This window comes from Methylomonas sp. HW2-6, assembly GCF_052474525.1.
Genome location: NZ_CP184124.1, coordinates 1,789,550 through 1,815,251 on the forward strand (window position 1 = coordinate 1,789,550; position 25,702 = coordinate 1,815,251).

Annotated in this window: 25 protein-coding genes; 6 read left to right on the forward strand and 19 right to left on the reverse strand. The window is 56.9% G+C overall.

Translation table 11 applies throughout. The annotated features are described in order from the left end of the window. Window positions 1–51: 51 nt before the first annotated feature. From ACH518_RS09265 to ACH518_RS09290, 6 genes are all read right to left on the reverse strand, one after another. The gene (locus tag ACH518_RS09265; RefSeq protein WP_445372672.1) at window positions 52–495 is read right to left on the reverse strand and encodes an ArsI/CadI family heavy metal resistance metalloenzyme; all 444 of its coding nucleotides are present in this window, start codon (window positions 493–495) and stop codon (window positions 52–54) included. After that, window positions 492–1,028: an arsenate reductase ArsC gene (locus ACH518_RS09270; RefSeq protein WP_445372673.1), complete on the reverse strand. Its 537-nt coding sequence runs from the start codon at window positions 1,026–1,028 to the stop codon at window positions 492–494. The genes ACH518_RS09265 and ACH518_RS09270 overlap by 4 nt, the downstream gene beginning before the upstream one ends. A 9-nt stretch (window positions 1,029–1,037) precedes the next feature. Then, complete coding sequence (gene arsA / locus ACH518_RS09275) at window positions 1,038–2,795, reverse strand: arsenical pump-driving ATPase (RefSeq protein WP_445372674.1); 1,758 nt, start codon at window positions 2,793–2,795, stop codon at window positions 1,038–1,040. A 16-nt stretch (window positions 2,796–2,811) separates the two neighbouring features. Then, window positions 2,812–3,168, reverse strand: coding sequence for an arsenite efflux transporter metallochaperone ArsD (gene arsD, locus ACH518_RS09280; RefSeq protein WP_445372675.1), 357 nt, complete (start codon window positions 3,166–3,168; stop codon window positions 2,812–2,814). Between the two features lie 17 nt (window positions 3,169–3,185). Continuing rightward, the gene (locus tag ACH518_RS09285; protein ID WP_278212867.1) at window positions 3,186–3,665 is read right to left on the reverse strand and encodes an arsenate reductase ArsC; all 480 of its coding nucleotides are present in this window, start codon (window positions 3,663–3,665) and stop codon (window positions 3,186–3,188) included. Between the two features lie 70 nt (window positions 3,666–3,735). Then, window positions 3,736–4,065: an ArsR/SmtB family transcription factor gene (locus tag ACH518_RS09290; RefSeq protein ID WP_445372676.1), complete on the reverse strand. Its 330-nt coding sequence runs from the start codon at window positions 4,063–4,065 to the stop codon at window positions 3,736–3,738. A gap of 105 nt (window positions 4,066–4,170) precedes the next feature. On the opposite strand from ACH518_RS09290, the gene ACH518_RS09295 reads away from it, so the two are divergent. Further along, complete coding sequence (locus tag ACH518_RS09295) at window positions 4,171–5,763, forward strand: alkaline phosphatase (protein ID WP_445372677.1); 1,593 nt, start codon at window positions 4,171–4,173, stop codon at window positions 5,761–5,763. Between the two features lie 171 nt (window positions 5,764–5,934). After that, the gene (locus tag ACH518_RS09300; RefSeq protein WP_445372678.1) at window positions 5,935–6,594 is read left to right on the forward strand and encodes a hypothetical protein; all 660 of its coding nucleotides are present in this window, start codon (window positions 5,935–5,937) and stop codon (window positions 6,592–6,594) included. Window positions 6,595–6,681: 87 nt separating this feature from the next. On the opposite strand, the gene ACH518_RS09305 is transcribed toward ACH518_RS09300, so the two are convergent. The 6 genes from ACH518_RS09305 to ACH518_RS09330 form a co-directional block, all read right to left on the reverse strand. Beyond that, window positions 6,682–6,981, reverse strand: a complete 300-nt coding sequence (locus ACH518_RS09305; RefSeq protein ID WP_445372679.1) for a hypothetical protein — start codon at window positions 6,979–6,981, stop codon at window positions 6,682–6,684. Between the two features lie 126 nt (window positions 6,982–7,107). Next, complete coding sequence (locus ACH518_RS09310) at window positions 7,108–8,535, reverse strand: PAS domain-containing protein (protein WP_445372680.1); 1,428 nt, start codon at window positions 8,533–8,535, stop codon at window positions 7,108–7,110. Window positions 8,536–8,754: 219 nt separating this feature from the next. Continuing rightward, window positions 8,755–10,242: an FAD-dependent oxidoreductase gene (locus ACH518_RS09315; RefSeq protein ID WP_445372681.1), complete on the reverse strand. Its 1,488-nt coding sequence runs from the start codon at window positions 10,240–10,242 to the stop codon at window positions 8,755–8,757. 700 nt (window positions 10,243–10,942) lie between these two features. Continuing rightward, window positions 10,943–11,527 carry a hypothetical protein gene (locus tag ACH518_RS09320; protein WP_445372682.1) on the reverse strand — a complete coding sequence of 195 codons (585 nt, stop codon included), beginning with the start codon at window positions 11,525–11,527 and terminating at the stop codon, window positions 10,943–10,945. Window position 11,528: 1 nt separating this feature from the next. Continuing rightward, a complete protein-coding gene (locus ACH518_RS09325) occupies window positions 11,529–12,047 on the reverse strand; it encodes a GNAT family N-acetyltransferase (RefSeq protein WP_445372683.1) in 519 nt (172 codons plus the stop codon). 66 nt (window positions 12,048–12,113) lie between these two features. After that, on the reverse strand, window positions 12,114–13,118 hold the full coding sequence (locus tag ACH518_RS09330; RefSeq protein ID WP_445372684.1) for a hypothetical protein: 1,005 nt from the start codon (window positions 13,116–13,118) through the stop codon (window positions 12,114–12,116). Window positions 13,119–13,436: 318 nt separating this feature from the next. On the opposite strand from ACH518_RS09330, the gene ACH518_RS09335 reads away from it, so the two are divergent. Both ACH518_RS09335 and ACH518_RS09340 read left to right on the forward strand, forming a co-directional pair. After that, window positions 13,437–14,471, forward strand: coding sequence for an IS30 family transposase (locus ACH518_RS09335; RefSeq protein ID WP_445370157.1), 1,035 nt, complete (start codon window positions 13,437–13,439; stop codon window positions 14,469–14,471). Between the two features lie 67 nt (window positions 14,472–14,538). Continuing rightward, complete coding sequence (locus ACH518_RS09340) at window positions 14,539–15,573, forward strand: IS110 family transposase (RefSeq protein WP_445372086.1); 1,035 nt, start codon at window positions 14,539–14,541, stop codon at window positions 15,571–15,573. 892 nt (window positions 15,574–16,465) lie between these two features. On the opposite strand, the gene ACH518_RS09345 is transcribed toward ACH518_RS09340, so the two are convergent. The 4 genes from ACH518_RS09345 to ACH518_RS09360 all read right to left on the reverse strand — a co-directional run bounded on the left by ACH518_RS09345 (window position 16,466) and on the right by ACH518_RS09360 (window position 20,366). Further along, window positions 16,466–17,212, reverse strand: coding sequence for a TylF/MycF/NovP-related O-methyltransferase (locus ACH518_RS09345; protein ID WP_445372685.1), 747 nt, complete (start codon window positions 17,210–17,212; stop codon window positions 16,466–16,468). Between the two features lie 96 nt (window positions 17,213–17,308). Beyond that, window positions 17,309–17,554, reverse strand: coding sequence for a hypothetical protein (locus tag ACH518_RS09350; RefSeq protein WP_445372686.1), 246 nt, complete (start codon window positions 17,552–17,554; stop codon window positions 17,309–17,311). Window positions 17,555–18,025: 471 nt separating this feature from the next. Continuing rightward, window positions 18,026–19,801, reverse strand: a complete 1,776-nt coding sequence (locus tag ACH518_RS09355; RefSeq protein ID WP_445372687.1) for a bifunctional metallophosphatase/5'-nucleotidase — start codon at window positions 19,799–19,801, stop codon at window positions 18,026–18,028. A gap of 4 nt (window positions 19,802–19,805) precedes the next feature. Then, complete coding sequence (locus ACH518_RS09360; protein WP_445372688.1) at window positions 19,806–20,366, reverse strand: VPLPA-CTERM sorting domain-containing protein; 561 nt, start codon at window positions 20,364–20,366, stop codon at window positions 19,806–19,808. Between the two features lie 378 nt (window positions 20,367–20,744). On the opposite strand from ACH518_RS09360, the gene ACH518_RS09365 reads away from it, so the two are divergent. Next, the gene (locus ACH518_RS09365) at window positions 20,745–21,671 is read left to right on the forward strand and encodes a class I SAM-dependent methyltransferase (protein ID WP_445372689.1); all 927 of its coding nucleotides are present in this window, start codon (window positions 20,745–20,747) and stop codon (window positions 21,669–21,671) included. A 65-nt stretch (window positions 21,672–21,736) separates the two neighbouring features. Here the strand turns inward: ACH518_RS09365 and ACH518_RS09370 are convergent, their stop codons facing one another. Next, the gene (locus ACH518_RS09370; RefSeq protein ID WP_445372690.1) at window positions 21,737–22,453 is read right to left on the reverse strand and encodes a hypothetical protein; all 717 of its coding nucleotides are present in this window, start codon (window positions 22,451–22,453) and stop codon (window positions 21,737–21,739) included. A 437-nt stretch (window positions 22,454–22,890) separates the two neighbouring features. Further along, on the reverse strand, window positions 22,891–23,856 hold the full coding sequence (locus ACH518_RS09375) for an AraC-like ligand-binding domain-containing protein (RefSeq protein WP_445372691.1): 966 nt from the start codon (window positions 23,854–23,856) through the stop codon (window positions 22,891–22,893). A gap of 143 nt (window positions 23,857–23,999) precedes the next feature. On the opposite strand from ACH518_RS09375, the gene ACH518_RS09380 reads away from it, so the two are divergent. After that, entirely contained in the window at window positions 24,000–24,455 is a 456-nt protein-coding gene (locus ACH518_RS09380; protein WP_445372692.1) for a hypothetical protein, read from the forward strand. Here ACH518_RS09380 and ACH518_RS09385 read toward each other — a convergent pair. After that, window positions 24,452–25,702, reverse strand: coding sequence for an amidohydrolase family protein (locus tag ACH518_RS09385; RefSeq protein ID WP_445372693.1), 1,251 nt, complete (start codon window positions 25,700–25,702; stop codon window positions 24,452–24,454). The two genes, ACH518_RS09380 and ACH518_RS09385, sit on opposite strands and share 4 nt — an antisense overlap.

Here is a 25,702-nt window from a genome sequence, read left to right on the forward strand (position 1 = left end):
AATTTCCTCCAAACGGTTTTTCGGAAAGGGTGTCCGAATCATTGCAAACGATCACTGGCTGGGATCGTTCTGCGTAGAGCCGCAGCAGGGCGCAGCCGGCGGCATCTGGATCACATCGTCTGCGCCGAACATCGGGATCTGTTCCAGGGAGTGGAAGGCTTCCCAGGCAATGCCCTGCGGGTCCACCGTCCAATACTTGTCCGACTTGGTGTAGCAGCAGGCGGCCTGCTTTTGCTCGGCCAGCGGTACCGCCGCAGCGGTCAAGCCCGACTGCACCGCTTCCAGCTCCGGCGCCGATTCGACTTGTATGCCCAGATGATCCAGGCCCGGTTTGCGTCCGCGCTGCGATATGGCAAAGTTGACGCGCGGATCGTCCAGCAGCCACTTGGCGTAATCGTTCTGCCGCACTGTGGGTTCGGCTTGAAATAGTGCGTTATAAAAGCGGATATTGGCTTCGAGGTCGTCGACGGCGATATGGATATGAAAACGTTTCATGGCGGCAATATCCTCGGTTCGGAAGGTGAGTGGCTGTCGGCGGCACTGCGGCCGATTTCGTCGATTCTTTGGGTTAGGGTCAGACTGTCCAAGGTCGGCAGCGGTAACGCGCAAAACAATTCGATACGGCGTTTCAACAGGCTGTAAACCTCGAAAAACAATTGCTTGCGTTGCTGTTCGGAGCCGTAGAGTAGTGCCGGGTCCGGCACGCCCCAATGGGCCCTTGCCCGTTTCGGCCAGACCGGACAGGGTTCGCCGGCCGCTTTGTCGCAAACGGTGAACACAAAATCCATTGGCGGTGCCTCGGTACCGCTGAATTCGGACCAATGTTTGCTGCGTAAGGGTCGTGTCTCGTAACCCAGCCGGTTCAACAGCTCGATGGTCAACGGATGCACGCTGCCGGCGGGCTCGCTGCCCGCGCTGAATGCCTGGAATCTGCCGCGGCCCACTCGATTGAGGATGGCCTCGGCCATGATGCTGCGCGCCGAGTTGGCCGTACACAGAAATAAAACAGTCGCAATTCGTTCCGGCATCGAAAAATCTCAGTGATCCGAGCCGGTCAACTGTTGCAGGCGGGCGATTCCGACCGGCTCGTCCTGCAGCAACGGTACCACGGCGTAGCGCGGCGCATGGCGGCTGGCAACGGCGGCAATTTCGGCCAGTTCGTTACTGGCGCGTTGCCGCAATAGCGGCGAGGTCGCGTTGGCGGCGGCGATGCTGTTATTGATTATCCAGGCCCAGGGCTCGATACCCGCCCGGCGCAAATCCTGTTGCAGATTGGCGGCTTCCAGCACCGGCGTGGTTTCCGCCAGCGTGGCAATCAGCACTTTGGTTTGTCGGCTATCCTGCAATTGCATCATCGGTGTCTGATAGTGAATACCGGGTTGCATTTGCCGCGCCACCTCGCGATGGTAGGCGCCGGTGGCGTCCAGTAACAGCAGCGTATGGCCGGTCGGCGCGGTATCCATCACCACGAATTGCCGGCATGCCTCGCGGATGATGCGGGAGAAGGCCTGGAACACGGCGATTTCCTCGGTACACGGCGAACGCAGATCTTCTTCCAGCAGCGCCCGGCCTTGGGTGTCCAGGTGTGCGCCCTTGGTAGCCAATACCTGCTGGCGGTAGCGTTCGGTTGCCTCGGCCGGATCGATCCGGCTGACGGTCAACTGTTCCAGCGCGCCGGCCAGCGTTTCCTGCAAATGCGCGGCCGGATCGGAGGTCGTTAAATGCACCGGCAGGCCGCGCCGGGCCAGATCGACTGCAATTGCCGCTGCCAGCGTGGTCTTGCCGACGCCGCCTTTGCCCATCAGCATGATCAGGCCGTGACCTGCTTGGGCGATTTCTTCGACTAATTCGGCCAAACCGGGATGAGCGTCGGGCCGGCAAGGCTCGCCGGCCGGGGCCAGGCCTGCGCCGTCGCCGGTTAGCAAGTGGCGCAACGCAGCCAATCCCACCATGTTGAAGGGCCGCAGCATCACTGCGTCGCTAGGCAAGGCGGCGAGGACGTCGGGCATGTTCGCCAATGCGGCTTGTTCGCGTTGATGAATCGCCATTGCCAGCGGGTCGTCGGCGACTTGCTCGGCCGGCAGTATCGCGTTGATCAGCAAATATTGACTGCGCAGGCCGATCTCGGCCAGTTCCCGATGGGTTCGCGCCATTTCCCGCAATGTGGATTGCTGGGCGCGAGCCACCAGAATCAAGCGGGTACGGGTGCTGTCCGCCAGCGCATCCACCGCGGCTTTGTACTGAGCGCGCTGTTTGTCGAGGCCGGCCAGCGGCCCCAGGCAAGAGGCGTCGCCTTTGCCCGCTTCCAGAAAGCCGCTCCAGGCGCCGGGCAATTGCAACAGGCGAATGGTGTGGCCGGTAGGCGCGGTATCGAAGACGATGTGGTCGTAACCCGCTACCAACTCGGCATCGGTCAATAAACCGGCGAATTGGTCGAAGGCGGCGATTTCGGTGGTGCAGGCGCCGGAGAGCTGTTCTTCGATCCCCTTGACCACGTTATCCGGCAACAAGCCTTTGACCGGGCCGACGATGCGGTCGCGGTAAGCTTGGGCGGCGGCTTGCGGGTCGATTTCCAGGGCGCTTAAACCGGAGACGGCGGGAACGGCGGCGATGCGGTTGCCGATGTCCAGGCCGAAAACCTGGCCGACGTTCGAGGCCGGGTCGGTGCTGACCAATAGCACTTTAGATCCGCTATCGGCCAAATGAACGGCGCTGGCGCAAGCCACCGAGGTCTTGCCGACGCCGCCCTTGCCGGTGAAAAACAGAAAGCGCGGCGCTTGCTGCAGAAAGTTCAAGGCAGGCCCCGGCCGATCAGCAGCAGCGGCTGCCACTGCAGCAGGCCGCTTCCGGTTTGTCCGTCGCCGGGTCGAGCGCGGCCCAGCGCGCCAATTCGTTTCGATTCGGATAGCGGCCGGTCAAGGCAATTTCACCGTCGACCAGAATCAGCGGTAATCCCTCCGCGCCCGACCGCTCCAGGAAAGCTTTCACAACCGGATTTTCGGCAAAGGCCAAAGGCTGCTGCGCCAGATTGAAGCGTTCGATGGCGGCACCGCTTTGCTGGGCCCAGGCGATGTCGGCGGCGACATCGACCAGTTGCTGATCGACCTCCACGCCGCAGACGCCGCTGCTGCAGCACAGCGAGGGATCGAAGATTTGAATGCTGCTCATGGCTGTTCTCCTGCTGGTTAAGGTAAAGACACGCCGATCCGGTCCATCTCCGCTTTCAAGCGTACCGGGTCGTGTTGCAATTCGGTCAACGGTAAAGCCAGAAATTGTTCGATGCGATAGCGCAGAATGGCGTAGGCCGTTTCGAATGCGGCTTTGATTTCGGCCTCGGTGCCTTCGGCATGGGCTGGATCTTCCACGCCCCAATGGCTGCGCAGCACCGGGCCCAGATAGGCAGGGCAAGTTTCGTTGGCGGCATTGCCGCAGACGCTGATGACGATGTCGGGCGTGACCGGCAGATCGTTCCAGGACTTGCTGTAGTAGCCGGCGGTGGCAATGCCTTTTTCCTCCAGCAAGGCTACGGCGCCGGGATTGAGCCGGCCAAGCGGCTTGCTGCCAGCGCTGATGGCATGCCAACCTTGCGGCGCCAGATGGTTGAAAATCGCTTCGCCCATCAGCGAGCGGCAGGAGTTACCGGTACAAAGAAAGAGAACGTTCATCATAGATTGGGATGCTGAATTGAGATTAGGTTTATCGTGACGAGCGACCGCTCCGGCAATCGCCCGGATTTCATGTTTGGGGCTCGCAGCGGCTGACCGAGGCCGCCGAACAGTCGTTTCCGCCGCAGCAGTTCTCGCTCAAAAATGCCAGTAGCTGGTTCATCGCAGCGAAATTGGCCGAATAGATCACGAAGCGGCTTTCGTTGCGGGACTCGATCAAACCGGCATGGACCAATTCTTTTAAATGAAACGACAACGATGACGGCGAAATTCCCAGCATTTCGCTGATCTTGCCCGCTGCCAAACCGGCCGGCCCGGCCTGGACCAGGGCACGGAACAGCGATAAGCGGGTCTCTTGGGCCAGTGCGGCGAGGGCGGTAACGGCGGTTTTATTTTCCATATTTCAAAATTAGTTGAAATATGGAAATAAGTCAACCCGTTTCACGAAATTGTCATGTTCGGCCATTAAGCTGCCGGTTTCCGAATCTAATGTTGGAGCCAACACATGAAACAAGCCAAACTAGCCGCGGCGCTGGGCGCCTTTGGTATTACGCTTTCAATTGCCGCGGTAGCAGACGACAACTACCGACACCATCACGACTTACCGGCGGGCCAAGTTCCGGAATCCGCCAGCGAATGGTTCCAAGCCGGCCAAGCAGCTGTCAGGCTTAACAAATACGAGTTGCCTAATCTGCGCAGAGCCAAAAATGTGATTTTGTTCGTCGGCGACGGTATGGGCGTTTCCACCGTTACCGCCGCCCGCATCCTGGAAGGCCAGATGAACGGGCGCGACGGCGAATTCAACCGGCTCAGTTTCGAAAGATTCAACCACACGGCGCATTCGGTTACCGCTAGCGCCAACCAGCAGACTTCCGACTCGGCGCCGACTGCGACAGCGATGGTCTCTGGCGTCAAAGCCAACGATGGTGCGATTTCTGTCGATCAAAGTGTTGCCCGTACCGAAACGAGTGCCGACGTCACCGCAGCGAAGAGTGTAAAAACCATCCTCGAGCGTGCCGAGGAGCGGGGTATGTCTACCGGGGTTGTGACGACCGCCCGCTTTACCCACGCCACTCCGGCCGTCAATTATGCTCACATTGCCGATCGCGACTGGGAGGCTGACAGCAATCTGCCGGCCGGCGCGACGGTGAAAGACATCGCCCGCCAATTGCTCGAGTTCCCCTACGGCGACGGTTTGGAAGTGGCCTTGGGCGGCGGCCGCAGCTACTTCATGCCGAAAACGGCGACCGATCCGGAATATCCGACCCAAAAGGGCCGCCGGGCCGATAGCCGCGATTTGACAGCCGAGTGGACGGCCAAATACAACAACTCGGAGTATGTTTGGAACCAAGCCCAATTCGATGCGGTGAATCCGGCTAAGACCGATCATCTGTTGGGTCTGTTCGAACGCTCGCACATGCGTTATGAAGCGGATCGGAAAGACGATGCTGCAGGCGAGCCTTCCTTGGCGGAAATGACCGAAAAAGCGATCAAAGTTCTGCAAAAAAACCGCAAAGGCTTTTACTTGATGGTTGAGGGCGGACGGGTTGACCATGGTCATCATGCCGGCAACGCTTACCGGGCATTGACAGACGCGATAGCGCTGTCCGATGCAGTGAAAAAAGCCAAGCAACTGACCAACGACAAGGACACCCTGATCCTGGTTACCGCCGACCACAGTCATGTGTTCACCATCGCCGGTTACCCATCGCGCGGTAATCCTATTCTGGGCAAGACGGCAATCGACGGCGTCGAATCGAAAGATTCTTTGGGCTTGCCGTATACCACCTTATCCTATGCCAATGGCCCGGGCTGGACCGGCGGCCTGCAACGCAAGGAATTCAACCCGGCCAATGAAGGCACTGTGGCGGCAGAGTATGCCGGCAACAAGCTGCGCCCGGATTTGAGCGCGGTAGACACCGAAAATCCTAACTATATGCAAGAAGCAACCGTGCCGATGGGTTCGGAAACCCATGCCGGCGAAGACGTGACGATCTATGCCGACGGTCCCGGTGCCTACCTGGTGCGCGGCACGTTGGAGCAAAACGTGATCTACCACATCATGGCGGACGCGCTGGGCTGGAACGACCGCCGCTAACGGCAGTCGCTATTGCTTTGTCGGGGGCGGCTACAATGCCCCCGGTGTTTTCGTCAATCCCGTATCCGCTTATTCATGGCTCAAATTGTTAATTCGCTTTCCAAGCTCCTCTTTGTCTTCGTTACGGCGGTAATTCTGGCCGCATGTAGCCAGACACCCCATCATCAAGCCGTGCCCGGCGGACTTGTCGACTTAGCATCCACCAACCTGCCGCCCGCCGCGGCCGAATATAGAACCACGCTGTCCAAAGGACCAGGCGAGCATGGACACGATTTGGCCGACGCGGACGCGGAACCTGTGACGTGGCGGTTTTGGCGGGATGCCAAGCAAATCGTCATCGAGCGGCCGCAACTCGGTTTGGGCGAGCTCTGGCAACGCGACGGCAAGACTTTAATTCACCGCAAGCTGTATCACGGCGACCGCCGGGCGCTCGAATTTCAAGAAGACGATTTGAAAATGCTCGGCAGCAAACCGGCTTGGCAGAAATTGGCGCTATTGATCGATCCGGCCGTGTTGGAGCGGTTGGAAGCCGGTAGCGAGGATCGACTGGACGGCAAACCGGTGCGTGAATACCAAGGTACCGTGGCCGGTGCCAAATGGCATGTCGTAATTCGGCTGGATCTAGGCCTGCCGGTGTTGATCGAACGCGAAACCGCCACTGCGGCCGAACGGACCGAATTGCTGAACGCCTACGCCCTCGGCTCCGCTCCCTGGCAACCGATTCCGAGCGACAGCTATGAGATTGTCGATTTCGCGGACCTGGGCGATAAGGAATACGATCCGTTCGTCGTCAAAGTCCAGGCGCAAATGGGACACGATCACCGTCACTGACCGGCAGCGGGCAGCCATTCAGGGATTGACGGCGTAAGAGGTACCGGGAGCGGTGGGAGAACGGGGAATAGGGACCGGACAGCGTTGCTACCGGGTGTGAGAGGCTGCCATGATTTGAGTGCCGATTTCACAACGGCCTAATTCCGGGCATTCGGTGCAGCGATTTGCCGCGTCGGATAAAATCTCGATTTGTCCGGACTCGGCGATAGATCGCAACAGCTGTGCCGTGAAAGTAACGTCCGGCAAGTTCCGGATAAAATCCGGATAACCAAATCCGCACAGCAAGGCGCCGGCAAACTGCGATTTACGGCCGCCGGCGTCTAACATCGATATTTTCTGCAAATAACGGGTAAGCGGGCAGTTCTGCCCGAAATCTATTTTGTCCATTGTCTAACTTGTTGCGCGTCCAACATAGGGCAAGCATAAGACAAAGGTACAAAAAAATAACCACCATAATGTGGTAACTCCGTAGCGTATATATGCTAATTTCTGCGCGCAGCCGACTAGGCCGGCTTATTTGGAAGGAAGTAGGCCGTGATCGATTGCAAACTTGGTGACTTCGGCGGTGCTGTGCAGATCCAGCTTCGCCATGAGGTTGCGGCGGTGCGAAATGACCGTTGGCGTCGCCAGATGCAAGCGCTTGCCGATTTCAGCCGAAGTCATGCCGATCGCGATCAGTCCCAGGATCTGCCGCTGGCGTTTGGTCAGACTTTCCGCGGTTTTGCCTTCTGCCGTTGCTGCAGAGGGGGACGATGAACTGTCGCGTATCAACGATTCGATCCGCTTCAACAAATCCATGCCTTCTTCGTTCAGACGCTTGCGCATCGTAATATCTTGAATGGTGCCGACCATGCGCAAGGGCATGCCGTCCTTGTCCCGGCGAGTCACCTTGCCTTTGGCTTCGACCGTAACCCAATGTCCGTCTTTATGCCGCAACTGGTGTTCGCTTTCGAAGCTGGCGGTTTCGCCTTGCAAATGTGCTTGAAGTTTGTGGCTAAAGCGTTCCAGGTCCCGAGGATTTATTAAGGCCATCCAGTCGTCTTCGTCCGTACCCAGTTCCGCGTCGGTGTAGCCGAGTAAGTCGAACCAGCGATTCCCGGCGGTGACCTTGCGTTCAGGTATATTCCAGTCCCATAGCACCAGCCCCGAGGCTGCCAACGCCATTTCCAGCCGCTCGTCGCTTTCGCGCAAGTCCGATTCGATTTGTTTCAGACGCGTGATATCGCGGCCGACCGACTGAATTTCTTTCAGATTTCCGTTCTCGTCGTAAAAGCCGCGATTGACGAATTGCATCCAGCGCAGTTCGCCGCCGGCGATGAACACCCGGTTCTCGATCACGATGACGGGCTGATCCGGCGACATTGTGCCCAGTCCGGTTTCGATCATCGGCACGTCGTCGGGATGGGCTACGGGTTGCCAGCGGTGGCCGATCAATTCGGCGGCGGATTTTCCGAATAGCCGGCAATAGATCTCGTTGACGAACAAGAACGTACCGTCCGGCAAAAAGCGGCTGATGACCTCGGTCTGGTCTTCCACGACCGACCGGTAGCGCGATTCGCTCTGTTCGAGTTTTTGCACCTCGCGATAGCAGGCGGTGCGGTCGACGATGGCGCCTACGGCCATGTCAGGACAGCCGGCGAGGCCGGAAACGTTGAATTCGTACCAGCCCGTCGTGCCGTCCTTGCGTCTTTGCGGGATGGTTCCGGTATAGGTTTGGCCAGCCGCTATCGCCGAATACGCCTCGTGGCCGAAGGCCTCGTACCCTGCCTGATCCAGAAACAGCTGGCGAGTGGCTTGGCCTACCAATTCGCCCGGTGCGTAACCGAATATACGATGCATCGCGGCGTTGGCCCAGACGACGTGCCGGTCTTTGACGATCGCAATGGCGATGAAGTCGCTGTCTAGAATTGCGGCGGACTGGCCGATGGCGTTTTCGGGCATAGGAGGCTTTGGCCTTGTCTGGCACTGAATGTTCAGGTGGAAGAATGCGGTTTTTGCGGCTTGGAGCGCCGGTTACTCATGGTATGGCGCGGGAGTTTAAGCCGCGATCAAGGCGCTCGGCTCGCAAAAAATGCACGGTAACCCAACTATACCCTATGCCATGATCGGCTTCCAAAAACGCCGAATTGTTAAAGTTCGAACCGAAGCAACTGGCCCTTTTCAGCGGGGCCGCGACGCCGTCAGAATCGCCTGCACCGCGCGTTGGGCCATTTCGACTGCGCCGTTGGAATGGGTGTCTTCGCTAAAGTCGCCGGCGAAATAGATTCTGCCTTGGCCTGCGCGCAGCGTATCGGCCAGTTCGTCGAAGCGCGAGCGCCCCACCGGCCACGAGGCGATGGCCCGCGGATGATAGCGGTAGAACTGCATCCGCTTGATCGCCGGCCGCACGCCGGGCCAGAGCTGGTCGAACGCGACCAGCAATTCCTCCCGAATTTGGTCCGGGTCGTTGACGCGGGAATTGAAGCGCTCCGCGCTGGCACCGTTGACCAGCAGATTCAACAAGATGTCGCGGCCGGGCTGGGACTGACCGGCATAAATCACGCCCAGCGGGCCGTCGCTGAGGATGGGCAGCACGCTCTGGCCTTGCACGGTCCAGAACCGGGCGGCGTCGGGGTCGAGAAAGACGTGGGCCGTGAAATAGGCGCCGGCGGATTGGGTTCGAATCGCCTGTTTGCGCTCGGCACTCAACGGCGGTTCGAATTGGATATCGTTCAGACGGAACAACGGAATGGCGGTAATTACGTAACTGGCCCGGTAAATCCGCTGGCGAAAATTGCTTTGATCGACGGCGGTGACTTCCACGCCTTCCGCCGTGGCGGTGATATGCGTCACCAATTGGTTCAACCTGATCCGCTTGCGGCCGACCACATCGGCCAACCTTTCCGCGGCGCGCTGGTTGCCGCCGATTACGTGGTACGGCGTCGCGCCGTCGCCGGAGAACAAGCGCCATTCGGCGATGCCTTCCAACGCGCTGATCTTGCGCCAGGAGGTGGCGAATTCCGGTTCGGTTTCGATCCGCACCAACTGCTGCGCGGTTTCCGGAAAGCCGCTGCGGGTTTCGATCCATTCGGCGAACGAGATATCCTGCAAGGCCCGCAATTCGGGACTCAGCGGTTTTTGTTCCAGTTGCCGCTGCAAAGCCGACATGTTGCTATCCCAGGCTTGGTAAGCCTTCAGCTCGGCCGGATCAAGCACCGATTCCAGAAACGCCCGGTTGGAATTCTGAGTAAACGGATACAAACGGCCCTGGCGGTAAAAGCTGGAAAAACTGCTGTACGAGGTTTCCAACGGAATCTTCAGCGCCCGGAACAACTCGATGGCCGGGCTGTTGCTCCAAAACTCTTCCAGGCCGATTTCGGCATGGGCGCCGTCCGGATAGTGTGCGGTCCGAATCCGGCCGCCGATATGCGGGCTCATTTCCAGCAGTGTCACGCTGTTCCCGGCCTGCTGCAAATAGTAGGCGGCGCTGAGCCCGGATAGACCGGCGCCGACGATGACGACGTGCTGGCGCTGATTCTTTGCTGCGGCTGGCGGTATGGCAAATGCCAGCATTAACAGCAGGCATATTGAAATCTCGAATCTACGGCTGCGAATGGCGGGCGGGTTCGTACCGATACTCGCCATGCCATTTTCGGAAAATTCGGGCATGACTACGCTCTCTAACTTGTGGTTTCGGCCGAGATTAGCCGGGTTATATGGCGGCATGATGAACATGCTTCGGTATTGGTTCCAGAAGCGAATTTTATCGGGACGCCATATTCCGAAGGCGGGATAACTGCAATCGCTGAAAATCTTGGAAAGGTAGCGTAAGCGAAGTGAAAATTTTCAGCGCGCGACAGCCTAAGTTTCGATCCCCTTGTTGGCTCGAAGCGAGCTGATGCGCACGAATCGCGGCCGCCTCCGGCGCAGCCGAGCAGATCAACTCCGACAATTACAAGATGATGTCGGCGTGGGCCAATAAGCTGTTTGCGGAAGTATTCTGATTAACAGTCGGTAAACCGATCCCGGTTTCTCGCTGGTCTAGCCGGGTCAGCCAAAATTGGCAAGCCCGGTTTTTTTTCGATCTCAAAAAGGGCGATGTGAAGACAGGGTTGGAAATGATCTCAACACGCGTTAAAGCCGCAGTAGCCGGTTAATGCATGCTGGGTTGAAATCGAAGGGAATTTAGCGTCAATAACTTTCCTGAGATTGGTTGGAACTCTCGGTCTTTAGGCTCCTGCCGACCAAAAGCCGGGACACGAAACAAAATTGCCAATGTCAACAGTCCAGCCCAAAGCAGGCGTAGGGTGTGGTGAGTTTACGAACCGCACCGATCGCGAACGATGCGGTGCACGTTGTTTACCGCATCCTACCGTGGTCCGGGTTGGAGGCCCGCGTGCAACGCAGACTGCATGTCATCGGCTAGGCCGGCGACGCCCCGGACGACACCTGGGCCGCCATTCTTCCAGTGCACGACAAACTGGCGCACTTCAGCGGCTGACTGAGGCGAGTATTCAGCAATGCGCAGGACCACTTCGGTTCCGCCTTCAACCAGCGCCAGAGACGACAGGAGTTTGACAATCGGGCCCAGCTCGCGGACCTCAATGCCAACTACCGAGCCGACCGGCTCGCGTGTGTTGCCAAGCGCCGCTTGGACTGTCGCCGGCGCCAGCGCCTGCACCCTGCGGAGCTCAGTGCGGGCGAAACAGCCCGATTGAGCAAAGAACTGGTTCAGACCGGAGGCGGCAGCTTCCTCGCGTGCGGTCCGGTCCTTTTGATCGGGACGCCAGTGAGGCGCCCACAGGACGAGCGCTTCGGTCGAGGAAATGCAGACAGGAGCCTGTGGCGTGGGCTGCAAAGTAATCGTTGTGCTGGCGCACCCGGCAAGTAGAGCGCAAGCCGCGAGGGTAGCGAATCGGGGTGCGATGCAGTAAAGGCTCGGGTTGACCGACATGTTAGGCTGTATTTGGGCGGCCCCGCACCAGCGCCCAGCGCTCGTGGTCGCGCCAGCGGCCGCCGAGCTTGAGATACGCAGGCGAGTAGCCTTCCTGCCTGAAGCCGCAGGCCCGAACAAGTGCGATTGAGGCTAGATTACCGGGCTGAATGTTTGCTTCCAGGCGATGTAGCCTGAGCTCGCGGAAGGCGTGGCGTACGACAAGAGACAAACCCCGCTTCATGTAACCACGGCCTTCGTGGCCCTGGAATGCGAAGTAGCCGAGGTAGCCGCTCTGAAACAGCCCGTAGACCACGTTCGTGAGGTTGATCGCACCAACGAGTTCCCCGGACTTGGCAAGCACGACCACGAAGCCAAAGTGGTTCCGGGCATCGAAGCGGGCAAGGTAGCGCGTGAACGCCGCTTCATCGCCAGGTGCCGATGTCCATGGCCGATGAAGCTCACGGCTTCGTCGTGCAGCCAAAATGAACTCATGCTGGTCTGACGCAGCCACGGCTCGAATCGCAATCGTCGGAGACATGCAGCCTAACGTTAAGCTAAGCCGACCGCTTGAGCAGAGCGGAAGCGGGTTGGCTTGAGCGGCGTGTTATGTGTTTTTTGCTAAATATTCTTCGGCTATTTCCCATAGAGGTTTACCTGACTCATTTACCCAATGCCAATTACCATTAACCCCACCGGGATCCTTCTTGTTTGGATGTGTGTCTTTAAATATTTTCCAAGCTAATGCAGAAATTGAATATTCTTCACCGTCTTCTGCCCACCGTACGGCATTGCTTTGACCTAATTTGCCAGTTATTTCTGCTTCAAACATTCGGTTGCCTTCCTCGTATTTTAAATGTGAAGGCAGGCCATTTTTTAAAAAGATTTTGTCACCCTCTTGAACAAGTAGATTCTCAATAAGAATCTTCATTGTTTTTGGGCGATACTTTCTACCAGATTGCTCCTTAACCTCTTCTTTTCTTTTTATGTCAATTAGATACTGCTTTGCTTCTTCAAGCGGAATCACTACCTTTGGAACAATTAAAATCTGTTCTTCTATTTTATATGGCGTTATTTTAACGCAACTAATATCAATGTCAGATTCTCTGAGCCACAGTACAGTTGCTGTTATTTCTTGCGAAAATCCTTCCGAACATAAAATTATGCGTGGCTTATTAGAAAGCTCTGAAAATGAATCGGATTCAACAAATTCAACAATTTGATCTTTTGCCTCCCCATCTGTGAGATTTTCAGCATAGTATTTTTTTCGATATGCAACGTAATACGGTATTAATACCTCTACTGTCATAGATGAAACCATTGCTGCGTAGCGTATTGCTTGTAAGTCGGCATACCCTGCTGCCGAGTCCCTTTTCAGTTCTATGACTACTAGGTTTCCTTCTCTATCAAGAGCTAGTACATCTAGGCGATCATTGCTGTTTGAAAATCGATCGAATTCAATACTTACTACCAATAGATCCTCGCCGAGCATCTCAGGGTTTGTTCTAACCCATTCTTCAATATGTTGGCGTTCCCAGATATTTAAGCCTGTAAAGCTACTTTCTGAAATTTTATTGGCTTTATCCAAGTTGCTTGATATAGAGAAGATCATTCGTTTTCCTTTTAAGAAGAAAAGGGGGCAGGTCTAGAAATATAGCAAAACCTTTCAAGGATGCTTAACAGGTTGGTGAAAAACCATATTTGAGACGCTAATTTTGCTCAATCGAACCAGCATTTAGTAGGAAATCGGCTTCATCGCCACTAAATATAGAGTCATTCAAAGCCAAAAAAGAGTTTTTCACCAACCTGTTAATTGCTAGACCTAATGGAATGGTCCGCCCCACTTCACCAACCGGCTCAAGTGGGCCAAGATAGTCATGGCGGATTCAAAAGTGAAGTGCAACACCCAAAACACCAGTAAGGTATGCACATGGAAATTACCTCAAAGCGCTATCAACAGCTTCAGCCTGAAGAGCGAGTCACGATCAGCAGTCTGAAGCAACAAAACTACGGTGTTCGTGCCATAGCACGGGTGCTGAAACGTCCCGCCAGCTGCATCAGCCGAGAACTGGGTCGTAATAGCGCATCCGGTCATTACGGCAGCGTCCAAGCGCATCAGGCCTGTCAACGTCGGCGGCGACAATCCAGACCTCGGCAGAAACTGCATGTCGATGGCGTGTTGTTTGGTGTCGTCAAATATTTCCTTCAGCAAGGCTGGTCACCGGAGCAGATTGCTCTGGCGCAGGCGGCTCTCTATCCCAAAGGTCATGAGTATCGCGTGTCACACGAAACCATCTACAACTGCATCTATGCCCAACCGGTCGGCGAATTAAAGCGCGACCTGATTGCCTGTCTGCGCCAGGCCAAAAACAAACGGGTGCCGCGCAGCAAGGGCCAAGACCGTCGAGGTCAGATACCGGACATGCTCAGCATCCACCTGCGGCCTCCTGAAATCGAAGACCGCCAGTTTCCAGGGCATTGGGAAGGCGATCTCATCAAAGGCGCGGGTAATGCCAGCGCGGTGGGTACCTTGGTGGAACGTACCAGTCGCTTGCTGATGTTGATCAAACTACCCCATCCGCAGCCCGCCAGTGCCGCTAACGTACTGCAAGCCTTTACCGACAAACTCAACAGCATTGCCCAACCGATGCGGGTGAGCATGACTTATGACCAAGGCCGCGAGATGGCTTTACACAAGCAGCTTTCGGCCAATACCGGCATTGCCGTGTACTTCTGCGATCCTCATAGCCCCTGGCAGCGCGGCTCCAACGAAAATATGAACGGCCTGGTTCGTCAGTATTTGCCCAAGGGCACTGATCTGTCCGGTTACACGCAACAACAACTCGATGCCATTGCCGATCAAATCAACTCTCGACCCCGGAAAGGTCTTGGGGTACGCTGTCCGCTCGCTGTTTACAGGGAATTGCTGCTGAACAGCTCGCAACAGTCAACTCTCATTCATTAATATCGAGGTGTTGCACTTCACTTTTGAATCCGCCCATTTTAAAATGACAGTTGAATTAGCGCAGATCATGAAAGAAACAAAAAATAAAGAGATCAAGGTATTAGGCATCGACTTGGCCAAGCAAAGCTTCCATGTATACGGTGTAGATGAAGCCGGCCGGAAGGTCATCAGCAAGAAGCTCAATCGCGCGCAACTGACCGCTTTTGTTGCTAACTTGGAGCCTTGTCTAATCGGGCTCGAAGCCTGCGGTGGTGCGCATCATTGGGTAAGAGTATTCACCCAATACGGTCATCAGGTGCGCATGATGGCACCTCAGTTCGTCAAACCGTATGTGAAATCGAACAAAAACGACGCGGTCGATGCGGAAGCCATCTGCGAGGCCGTGCAAAGACCGAACATGCGCTTCGTGCCGGTCAAACAGATCGAACAACAAGATATCCAAAGCCTCCATCGGGTTCGCAGCCAATTGGTCGGCAGACGAACCGCGCAAGCCAATCAGATTCGGGGCCTGTTGCTGGAGTATGGTTTGGTGATAGCCAAAGGAATTGGCCAGGTTAGAAAAGCGATACCCGTGATTCTCGAAGATGCCGATCAGACGTTAACGCCGCTGTTTCGGGAGTTGCTCAACGAGCTATACCAAGAGCTAATCCATTTGGATGAAAAAATCGCTTCGATTGAACGCAAACTGGCTGCGATCTGTACACAAAACGAAGATTGTCAGCGGTTATTGAGCATTCCGGGTATAGGCGTGTTAACGGCAACGGCGTTGATTGCCGCCATTGGCGACATCAAGGTATTCAAAAGCGGGCGCGAGTTAGCGGCCTGGTTAGGCCTAGTGCCGAAGCAATATTCCACCGGCGGCAAATCGACCCTGTTAGGCATTAGTAAGCGCGGCGACAGCTATCTACGTACGTTGCTGATTCACGGCGGACGTTCGGTCTCGCGAATAGCACACCGGCATCAGGATACGCGCAACCGTTGGATCTGTAGTATCAAGCAGCGACGCGGCGAGAACATTTCGAACGTGGCAGTCGCCAACAAGAATGCGCGAATTGCTTGGGCATTGTTGACCAACAAAGAAGGCTACCGGGCAGCCGCATGAGGGAACAAGCTATGAATTTATTTGAAGCACTCAAGCGGGGCGCCGCCCCGCGCCGTGCGGCTTACCCCGCCCTCGCCGGGAGGCAGGGTACGAAAGGCTTCGCACCCTGCACCAAGGGTAGAGCCGGTTTCGAGTGGATCAAGGACTACTCGGCGCGAGCGCCTGCGTTCCTCCTTGATCCATTCGGAACCGGCAAGAACAGCAAGTTATCAGTAACGACTATGTAAAGCAGGCAAAATAGGCAACCGTTTCAACGAATTGCGGAGATAAAGTTCAAGTGATGGCATAAAAGGTAACCCCTGCATTCCATAGAACCTGACGGGGTCTAGGGCTCTTTAGAAGCCGAAGACCTGATGAGGTCGGAATGCGCGAAGTCCATCAGGGCCCGAGGTCGTTTAATCCTCAATTACAGGCCGGATATATGGGCGCAATATTTTCTTTATGTTACTGGTGAATTTTTTCTTGCAATACGGGGCGGACCATATATGACCCCGTTCTGCTACGCGAGTTATATGAACTTCGTAACCCACAGAAATACTTCTTGAAAGCTAACGCCGAAAATCAGCAGGGGAGCGAACGAAGTGAGCGAATCCGCTGTATTTGCATTGTTATGCTAATTGATAAGTTTCTAACATAATTCAAAAAATTCATATTTATGGCCCAAAAACCTTATTTCACCTAATTTATAAGCAACCGTTGAAACTGTTGAAAGAACAGCGATAATCGTCACCAAAATTGCGATAACCTCAGATGTAGGACCGTAGGGTGTTTTCGCGATAGCAAAACGCCGGGTGGTTTCGAGGTTTTTGGCGGATTGTCGCTACCGCTCCGAATCCGCCTTACGGCCTTAGGTTGTGTCGGGAGGGCAAGAGAGAAACTCGCCCTTACCCGACTAGGTTCTTACCCTAGTAACTTTCAAAGAACGCGCAGAATCGTCGAGAACAAATTGACCAGTAACCTCCCTCAAATATTCATCGACAGCTTTTCTACAGCCACCCCAGTCGTGATAGTCGTCAAGAATTATGCTGCCTCCTAAAACGAGATTTGGAAAAACGCGCCTTATGCATGTCATTACTGGCTCATACCAATCAACATCAATATGTGCGAATGCAACTGGTTGATCGATCTTCATAGTGTCCTGAACCAATCCTTTTATTAGCGACACAGACTGTTCTTCGCGGTTAATTCCAAACGCTCCTAGATTCGATTTGACGGTATCGTAAAGGTTATCTTGGTAGCCATAGTATTTATCTCCGTCAATTCCGGTGGATTTTCCCTCCACGATTGTTCTGTAGCGATCATGCACATCCTGAGTATCTTCTTTCGTTGGCGGTGGGATCATTCCGAAAACATCATAAATAAAGAAAGGGCGTACTGTATTTTTCGTGGTTGCAATCAGAACTGCAGAGCCACCAAGCGCGCAGCCAGCTTCGATAAAGATACCAGGCAAGTTAGCCTCCTCAATTGCGCGGCATGTATTCAGAAGACTGGCCAGCTTCCTCTCTGACAAGTAGGTAAGTTTCCTTGATCGGATGTCAGCTATTAGTTCACTATCCTCGGGAGTCAATCCGGTCAGTGGTTTCTCCCTACCTATCGAACGAGCGATCTTCTTGATGAATCCTTTGATGGGTTGAATCATGACTTCTCCTTTGAAAGCTAACGATAAGGGTAACTTGGCGGCGAAAGCATAACGACGATAGGAGTGCAGCTTTTGCCGGTCAAGTTGACCCGTTAGTTATGCATTTTTGTTTTTCTTTGTCTTATTGTGATTTTTCAATATGAATTCACACTCTTCCTTTGTTGGTAGTGGGCGAGATTCATCAATAACGTGCCAACCACCACAAGTAGGGCAAGTACAACCGCATACTACCGAATAAACATGAAAGCTCTCTTTACCTTCCCTTTTTTTAATCGCATTAGTACGCTCCTCGCTTTTTTTGAGGTCGTACATCTGCTTGCCATTTAGAAAAATGCCTGCCATACGATTATTCTCTTCTATGCATAACTAGTAATTAGATGGTTCTGTATATCTACCGAAAAATGATCCTCGAAACGATAAGTTATTGATCAGCATATGGGTTTCCCTTCTGTATATCATCGGAACCTGGTAGGCATGCCTGGTAAACATCAGGCTGAGGCCATTGAATCAGATTAGGCGATAGACCGCAACGGGCCGTTTTACTCGTTCGCGTAAGCAAAAGCTGGAATGTCATCCATAGAGCTAGCTAAATTCGCGAGTTCGACCAAAGCGGCCCGCGTTGAATTCCAACCGCAGTTTGCGCGAATCAGACCTTGCGAATCAGGTGGTGCGTCAACCCGGTATTGCACTACTCGGGTAATCATGGCTTTGGATGGGCTTTGGGCTATCCAGCCTTAGAATGCACAACGCAAAAAAAAAGCCCGCCGTAAGCCTACCGGCGGGCAAAGTGCTGCAGAGCTTTAGCCTGAAACTTTAAGGTGTCGGCGCCAACAAGATGCGGTTGCGCGGGCCGGGATTGACGCTGCCGTTGGCGAGGAAGTAGCTTTCCAGGGCGTCCAAATCCAAGGCGCCGCCCAAGCGATTACTGCCTTGAGTCAACACGTAGTATTGGTCGCCGCCGTCGGCCATGAAATTGTTGACGGTCACCCGGTAGCTGGCGGCCGGATCGACCACGACGCCGTTGATTTTGATGCTGGCCGGATCGACGTTATCGCACGGTGTGCCTTTTTCCGACCACTCGTAACTAAAACCTCCCGAAACTTGCATGATCCGGTTGAACGGCTGGCCGCTAGCCGGCGCGCCGGCCGGGTAACCCGCGGTGCAACCGGTGAATTGCTGTTCCAGCAAAGTGTGGATTTGGGCGCCGGTCAGGGTCAACGTGACCAAGGTGTTGCCGAACGGTTGCACGGTAAAGGCTTCGGCGTAAGTGACCTTGCCGTCGCCTTCGCCGGCGCTGCTGCCGGGATAGGTCAAATCGGCACGGATGCCGCCCGGATTCATAAACGAAACCACCGCTTCGCCGAAACCGGCCGGGCTGGTCGCTGCCAATTGGGCGTCGGCGATCACGTCGCCCAGTGCCGATTCGCCGGCAGCCGTTGCGGTACGGGTAATCGCCGCGCTGATCGTGCCGATCACCCGGTTGGCGATCGGCGTAGCCAGGGCTTTGTAGTTGTCGACGATGGTTTTGATGCCGGCATTCGGCGTGATGGCCGAATTATTGCGCACGACCGCGATGTTCTCGGCATTGACCGCGCTGACTTCGCCGTTAGCGGTGTTGATCGTGACGTCGATGTCGGTCAATACCCGGCCTTGGGAGTTGGCGCTGGTCACAGAAATCAAACGGCCGGCTTTGTTAGCAATTTGGCAGTTATAGGCTTGGTGAGTGTGGCCGGAAATCACCAAGTCCACCTCGTCGTCCAATTGGTTGACGATGGTTTTGATAGGGGAATCGGCCAAACCGTTGTCGCAGTTGTTAATCGTCGCGACGCTTTGCGTGATCGGTATCGTACCGCCTTGGTGAATCAACACCACTACCGCCTCGACGCCGCGGGCGCGCAGTTTCGGGATCAACGCATTGACGGTGGCGGCTTCGTCGGTAAACGTCAAGCCGGCGACTCCGGTCGGGGTGACAATGGTCGGGGTTTCTTTCAAGGTCATGCCAATGAAGCCGACCCGGACGCCGCCGACGACTTTTATCGCGTACTGCGGAAACAGGGTTTTGCCGTTGGCGGTTTCGACCACGTTGGCGGCCAGGAATTTGAATTTGGCGCCTTCGAACGGCACCGGCGTCCCGACCTCGGCACCTTTGCAGCTATTCGGATCGGTCGGATGGCAGCCGCCGGTTTGCATCCGCTTCAATTCGTTCTTGCCTTCGTCGAATTCATGGTTGCCGACCGCGTTAAATTCCAGGCCGAGGCGGTTCATGGTTTCGATGGTCGGCTCGTCATGGAACAGTGCCGAAACCAGCGGCGTGGCGCCGATGATGTCGCCGGCCGAGACGACGATGGTGCTGGGGTTTTGCGCTTTCAGGTCGGCCACGTAGCCGGCCATCCAATCGACGCCGCCGACCGGGATGGTCGAAGCCGCATCGGTCGGCAGGTTGCGGAAATTGCCCGGCGATTCCAGTTGGCCGTGGAAGTCGTTGAAGGCGACGATTTTGATCGTCGTGGCCGGCATGGTGGTTACCGCTTGGGCGGTTGCGGCGCTCAGGCCCAAAGCGATGGCGCCGGCTAAGGTATGCAGATTCATGCGCTTAAACTCCGGATTTGGATTGGCGGCGGGCGGTCAAGCCCAGCAGGCCGGTTCCGGCCAGATACAACCAGGCGGCGGCCGGTAACGGCACGGCGGTCAGGCTGATCGCTCCGACCGTGGCATTGATGGCGCCGGCGCTGTCGTCCAGCGCCGATTGGCTCAGTAAGCCGCTGATGCTGTAACTGCCCGGCCCCAGCAGGAATACGCCGCGGCTGTATCGGTTGTCGGCAAAGGCTGCGTCGAAATCCAGGCCCAGCGAGTCGGGGTAATTATTGCTGGCCGCCGAGGTCCGGCCCAGCAGCAGGTTGCCGTTTAACACGTCGAAACGGTCGCCGGCAAAGCCGCCGTCGACGATTCTTAAAATGGCCGAGCCGGTCAGGGTAAAGTCGAAACTCAAGGCGTTGCCGTCCAGGTCTATCCAGTCCAGACCGGCGGATGCCGAGACAGCTTCGTCGACGTCGAACGGATGCCATTGGCCGTCGGCATTCAGCACCGCGGCGCCGGCATTGGCGGATAGCGCCGACAGTAACACTGCCTGGCAAAGAAATTTTTGGTTGAACATTTAAGCGGCTCCGGTTGTGTTTGGTGTTGAGTGGCGGCCGCTGCAGTGAATGGGGGACACTGCGGCAACAAAGGTTCGTCCGATCGCCTCGCCACAAAACAAAAATCCTAATTGGTGGGCCGCAGCAGTCCGTTAGCGGTCGGCACGCCGGGCACAATAGGGATGTTTTGTGATGGAGTTGTGATTGTTCGATGAAGATTTGGTGAAACGTATTACAAATGCGGGCAAAGCCTGATAAAGCGTCGGCGAAAGTTGCGCCTAACGCCAATTCCGGTCCCGGCTTATTTTTCGCGGCCGCCGCGATAGAATAGCCGCTGCCCGTGCCGCCTAACCTTAGGCGTCCAGCCGATCAATTCTAATCAGCCCGCTCACCGAATCATGCCGTCTCCATCCAACCTTTCCCAACGCCGCCGGCATCCCGCCCGGCCCAAAGTCAGCACTCAAGCAGCGCAGCCCGAAAACCTGCGGGAATACGCCGCAGCCTGGAGCGATTACGAATTGCTGGATGCCGGCGGCGGCCGGAAATTGGAACGGTGGGGCGAGGTGGTGACGATCCGGCCCGAGGTCAACGCCGCCGCCGCCGCGTTATGGCCGCTTACCGAATGGCGGGAACTGGCGCACTGGGAGTTTGTGGAAACGTCCTCGACTCAAGGCCGTTGGCAAAAAATGCGCGCCGATGCGCCGGAGAGTTGGAGCATCGGCTACCGGCAACTGCGCTTTAATTTGAAGCTGACCCAATTCAAACACCTCGGCCTGTTTCCGGAACAACAGGCCAATTGGCGCTTTATCGCCGAGCGGGTCGCACCCGGCGCCAGAATTTTGAATCTGTTTGCCTACACCGGCGCCGCCTCGCTGGTGGCGCGGGCGGGCGGCGCCGACGTGACCCATGTCGATTCGGTCCGGCAAATGCTGGATTGGGCCAACGCCAACCAGGCGCTGAGCGGCTTGGCCGATATCAAGTGGGTGTTGGAAGACGCCTTGAAATTCGCCGGTCGCGAACTGAAACGCGGCAAGCGCTACGACGGCATTATCATGGACCCGCCGGCCTGGGGGCTGGGCGCCAACGGCGAGAAGTGGAAGCTGGAACACCAGTTGCCGCGGCTGGCGGAAACCGCGCGCGGCCTGCTGCAGCCCGGCGGCTTTCTGGTGTTGAATACCTACTCGCCGCAAGTTGGGCTGCAGGAATTGGCCGCCGCGGCCGGACTGCATTTTGGACAAGGTCAAAGCGAGACCAGGCAACTCTGGGCGCGCAGCCGGACCGGCAACGCCTTGTATTACGGCAATTTGCTGCGGGCCGTGGTTTGACCGGCGGTTTCGAGTGCGCCGGGACGCCCGCGCTTGGCGGTTTGCCCGTCGTTGCCGGTGCTGGGTTAGCGCGATCGCTTGATGCGGCCGAATCGGCTGACGGCCGCCAGCGCCGAACCGAACAACCATAGCGCAGCGGGTACCGGTACCTGGCTGGGATCGATTTGATTCAGCAACAGCTGGCGGGTTTGCGAACTGGCGCTCGGGAATGCGTCGGACCAGTCAAAACCGTTGACGAAAATGTAGCCGGCGCCGTAACTGCCGCCGACAATGACAGGCGCGCCGGAGCTACCCCTTGTCGCCAAGATGCTGCCGCTGCCTAACGCATCGAAGTCCTGAAAAAATTCTGTCCGATCGCCATCGCGGTAACTGGCCCCGATGAGTTGTCCCAAACCCAGCGCCAATCCGCTGGCGCTGAAATTTATCGAGTCGTTGGTGATGTAGCCGTCGTAATTATCGCTGGCGCGGCCGCCCAGCAAATTCATGCCATATTGCGAGCTGCTCCATTCGGTAATTAACTTGCCGCCGGCATAAATGAAGTCGGCCAAAGCGATGTTGCCGCTGATGGTGCGGTCCATGATTACAACATCCACATCCAGCAGGTCGGTGCCGGTAATCTCCGCTTCGCCGCGATTGCTGGCGGCGTTACCGGTGGTGTTGAGCCAATTGGTTATGTCGGTTGCGTAGTAGCCGCCGTAAACAGCGATGTTGGCGGCGTTTGCGTCGAACGTCGTACTTAAAGTAACGACCACTATCCATTTTAAAATCGATTGCAGCTTCATACCGGCTCCTGGAAAAACGGGTTAAAAGCCGTCCGTCGGTTTGGCAATGGGACTGTTGCGCATTGCGTTAAAACTGGCGGTCGGCGTTAGCTTGGAACCGACTCGGCGTAGTCGCTTGCATCGCACGCCAGGGCCTGATTCCAACGGATTTTCCCCCGATTCGCGGTTTGATCCTTATCACCGCGGGTTGCGGGTTCGCCTACCTGGGTACAACTAGTCCTTCCCGGCGGCGAGCCTGCGACTCAGTTATAAGTTAGTCAGAAAATATGTCAAATTAATTTTATTGCGAGTGATTCGTGAAAAATTTTGTTGGCGTTGCAGATGGGCGGTGGCGGGGTAGAGATAAGGCGGCGCCGCTTGGATCGCTCGGCATCGGCTTAAGTTGAAGGTGAGGGCGGAGAGGCCTTGTCGGCCGGGCAAACGGCATCGTCCAAAAACTAGGCCTGCATCTGCCGGTAATCGCTGGGCGTGCAGCCGAAATGGCGTTTGAAGGCGCGGCTGAAGTGGGCCATGTCGTTAAATCCCCAGCGCAGGGCAATTTCGGTCAAACTGCGGCCGACATGTTGCTCGGACCGCAGTTCCTCGGCGCAATGTTGCAGCCGGCGCAGCCAGACGTAGCGCATCAGCGAGGTGTTTTCGCCGTTGAACAGCGCGTTGAGGTAACGCGGCGACAGGTGCGCCGTGCGGGCGATTGCCGCGCTGTCCAGCGCCGGGTCGGTCAGCCGGGCTTCGATCAGGCGTTTGATGCGGTTCAGGGTCAACGTGCGGTGGTCGGCCAATTCGAACCGACCCGGTCGCTGCGAGCTTAGCGTTAAAGTTAACAAATCCAGCGCCTGACCGGCCAGCGGTGCAAACCGGGCGGCGTCGATGCAATCGGCCTGGCGCGCGGCGCTGCGCAAGAAATCGGCGGTTACCGCGCCGAGGCCGGAGTCGCCCGGAATCTGCAACGCCGAACAATGCTCGACGCCGGCCAGGCGTTGTTGCAGCAGTTGGCGCGGAATCGATACCAACAGCTTGGCAAACGGCTCCGGACAATCGATCCGGTGTGGCCGGGTGGCGTCGTACAGCGCGATGTCGCCGGGTTGCAATTCCGCCTCGCGGCCGTCCTGCTGCAGCCGGTAGCGGCCGCTCAGCAATACCACTGCGAAATAAGCATCCTGGCTGGCGGTTTCAGGTTCGCACGGCGGGCAGTGCAGGCCGATGCTGTGCGAGCGGATCGCCGACAGCCGCAGTTCCCGCCACGGGTAAATCGTCATCTCATTGAACAGCTCGGCTTGCTGCGGCGGCGTGATCCGGACCTTGGCGTACTCGCGGCCGATCACCTCGTGTAACCAGTCCCGCCGCTGTGCCGGCGGCAGGTCGGCGGTCGACAGGCGTAACGCCGGATTGGCGGATGGCTTCACGGTATAGCTCCCTAAATTCGATGTGCCCATGATAGCCGTGCCGGCACCGTTGCAGTCAAGCGATAGCGCCGTCCCGGTCAAGCCGGCTGCGTGTCTGGCGGCTAGGATAACCGCATCGATTGATAGAACCGAGGGAGGAGAAGATGGCTACGAACAATCCGGCGCCGACCGACATTTTGTTGTTGAAAGGCGCGGCGTTATGGCTGTTGGCGGCGTTGCTGCTGGCCTGGTGTCTGGTGGGCTTGAACCTGGAACTGACGCCGTTGCAGGCGTTGTTCTCCGGCAAGCCTGCACGCTTGTTGCAGGCGCATTTGGACTACCTGCTGATGAGCGCGTTGCTGTTCGGCTTCGCGGCGGCCGGCATCGGCTTGCCCCGACTGGTGGCGTGGGCGATGGTGGTCGGCGCCTGCACCAATTCCAGCCTGTTCTTGCTGATGGCGCTGTTTCCGCACCTGGACGGCCCGCAGCCGCAAGCGGACGGCTGGTTGCTGTTATTTAAACTCTATACCTTTGCCAGTATCGTCACGACCAGTTACGGCTTCGGCCGCGCCGCCTGGTTGTTGTTGGCCTGGACCCGGCAGCGGCCGGGTGCGGCTTAAGCGGCGCTTGGTCGGCCGGCGGCGAAAAACGGCCGGGTCGCGAAGATACGGTCGGCAAAGCGTTTGCCTTGCCAGGACAAGCTGCGTTTCAACACGAAATCGAAGCGAAACGGATGGTAGTCCTGCAGGGTTTGCAGCGGTGCTATCGCCGTTTCCGGCAACAGGCCGGCCTCGGCTAAGGCCGGCACCGAAATCAACGGCAAGATACCGGTCAGCGGGTAATCGGAGCCGAACAGCAGCCGGTCGTGCCAGCCGGATTCGTTGAGCAGGGTTTTGATGACCTCCGGATCGCGGTTGCGCAGCACGATTGCGGAAATGTCGCCGAACAAGCGGCCCTGCCATTGGCGCTCGCTCATGAGCTGGGCGAATAAATCGAAACTTCTGACTTCGCGGCCGTCGGCATCGACGTCCTGGCCGATTGTGGCGCAATGGGCGATCACCACCCGCACCCCGGCTTCCAGTGCCCGCCGCAGTCGTAACGGATTGCCGAACAACGGTTGGTCGGCACCGTGCAAGGCCTTCTCCTCGCCGCCGTGGGTGATGATCGGCATATTCAATGCCGCCGCGGCTTTGTAAAAGCGGTCGCACAGCGGCGAGGCCGGATCGATCCCCATCACCGGCGGTAGCCATTTCACCGCCCGCGCGCCGTTGGCGGCGGCTTGCTGCAGAGCATCGACGCAATCGGCGCGGTAGGGATGGATGCTGGCGACCCATTCGAAGCGGTCCGGATCAGCCTTGGCCAGGCGTTGGGCGTATTCGTTCGGTACAAAAAACGCCGTGTTGGCGTGATCCGGGTCGCCGGTGGCGCCGTGGGCGCGGTCGAAGGCGTATAACATGGCCTTGGCGCCTTTGGGCATGGTGTCCATCAAGGCCCGCAGCCGATCGACGAAGGCCTGGTCTTGATTGGTGTCCGGAATGCAGGCGGCATTGGCGTAGGCCCAATGCTGCAGGGTTTGAATCGGATGGCGCAACGGCGCGTGCATGTCCGGGGTTTGGGTGATACCGCTGCCGCCGTCGCCGGAGCCGACGATATGAGTATGGCAATCCCACCAATCGGTCGGATCGATACCTTGCCAGGCGGCTGTTTCCAACTCCAGCATCGGCGTTTCAGTCGGATTCAGACAAGGGTTATTCAGGCGGAACAGCGCATTTGCCGCCGGGCTCAGCGCTGCCAGGCCGGCTGCGCCGAGTTGCAGGAAACGGCGCCGGGCCGGGTGAAATGGGGCGAAACGCGAATCGATAGTCAT

Coding starts and splice junctions, on each gene's coding strand:
- ACH518_RS09365 (WP_445372689.1), top strand. CDS start 20,745: ATGCCGTCTCCATCCAACCTTTCCCAACGCCGCCGGCATCCCGCCCGG.
- arsD (WP_445372675.1), bottom strand. CDS start 3,168: ATGAGCAGCATTCAAATCTTCGATCCCTCGCTGTGCTGCAGCAGCGGC.
- ACH518_RS09335 (WP_445370157.1), top strand. CDS start 13,437: ATGGAAATTACCTCAAAGCGCTATCAACAGCTTCAGCCTGAAGAGCGA.
- ACH518_RS09370 (WP_445372690.1), bottom strand. CDS start 22,453: ATGAAGCTGCAATCGATTTTAAAATGGATAGTGGTCGTTACTTTAAGT.
- ACH518_RS09295 (WP_445372677.1), top strand. CDS start 4,171: ATGAAACAAGCCAAACTAGCCGCGGCGCTGGGCGCCTTTGGTATTACG.
- ACH518_RS09265 (WP_445372672.1), bottom strand. CDS start 495: ATGAAACGTTTTCATATCCATATCGCCGTCGACGACCTCGAAGCCAAT.
- ACH518_RS09315 (WP_445372681.1), bottom strand. CDS start 10,242: ATGCCCGAATTTTCCGAAAATGGCATGGCGAGTATCGGTACGAACCCG.
- ACH518_RS09305 (WP_445372679.1), bottom strand. CDS start 6,981: ATGGACAAAATAGATTTCGGGCAGAACTGCCCGCTTACCCGTTATTTG.
- ACH518_RS09385 (WP_445372693.1), bottom strand. CDS start 25,702: ATGACTATCGATTCGCGTTTCGCCCCATTTCACCCGGCCCGGCGCCGT.
- ACH518_RS09310 (WP_445372680.1), bottom strand. CDS start 8,535: ATGCCCGAAAACGCCATCGGCCAGTCCGCCGCAATTCTAGACAGCGAC.
- ACH518_RS09380 (WP_445372692.1), top strand. CDS start 24,000: ATGGCTACGAACAATCCGGCGCCGACCGACATTTTGTTGTTGAAAGGC.
- ACH518_RS09360 (WP_445372688.1), bottom strand. CDS start 20,366: ATGTTCAACCAAAAATTTCTTTGCCAGGCAGTGTTACTGTCGGCGCTA.
- ACH518_RS09325 (WP_445372683.1), bottom strand. CDS start 12,047: ATGTCTCCGACGATTGCGATTCGAGCCGTGGCTGCGTCAGACCAGCAT.
- ACH518_RS09320 (WP_445372682.1), bottom strand. CDS start 11,527: ATGTCGGTCAACCCGAGCCTTTACTGCATCGCACCCCGATTCGCTACC.
- ACH518_RS09350 (WP_445372686.1), bottom strand. CDS start 17,554: ATGGCAGGCATTTTTCTAAATGGCAAGCAGATGTACGACCTCAAAAAA.
- ACH518_RS09345 (WP_445372685.1), bottom strand. CDS start 17,212: ATGATTCAACCCATCAAAGGATTCATCAAGAAGATCGCTCGTTCGATA.
- ACH518_RS09290 (WP_445372676.1), bottom strand. CDS start 4,065: ATGGAAAATAAAACCGCCGTTACCGCCCTCGCCGCACTGGCCCAAGAG.
- ACH518_RS09330 (WP_445372684.1), bottom strand. CDS start 13,118: ATGATCTTCTCTATATCAAGCAACTTGGATAAAGCCAATAAAATTTCA.
- ACH518_RS09270 (WP_445372673.1), bottom strand. CDS start 1,028: ATGCCGGAACGAATTGCGACTGTTTTATTTCTGTGTACGGCCAACTCG.
- ACH518_RS09285 (WP_278212867.1), bottom strand. CDS start 3,665: ATGAACGTTCTCTTTCTTTGTACCGGTAACTCCTGCCGCTCGCTGATG.
- ACH518_RS09355 (WP_445372687.1), bottom strand. CDS start 19,801: ATGAATCTGCATACCTTAGCCGGCGCCATCGCTTTGGGCCTGAGCGCC.
- ACH518_RS09340 (WP_445372086.1), top strand. CDS start 14,539: ATGAAAGAAACAAAAAATAAAGAGATCAAGGTATTAGGCATCGACTTG.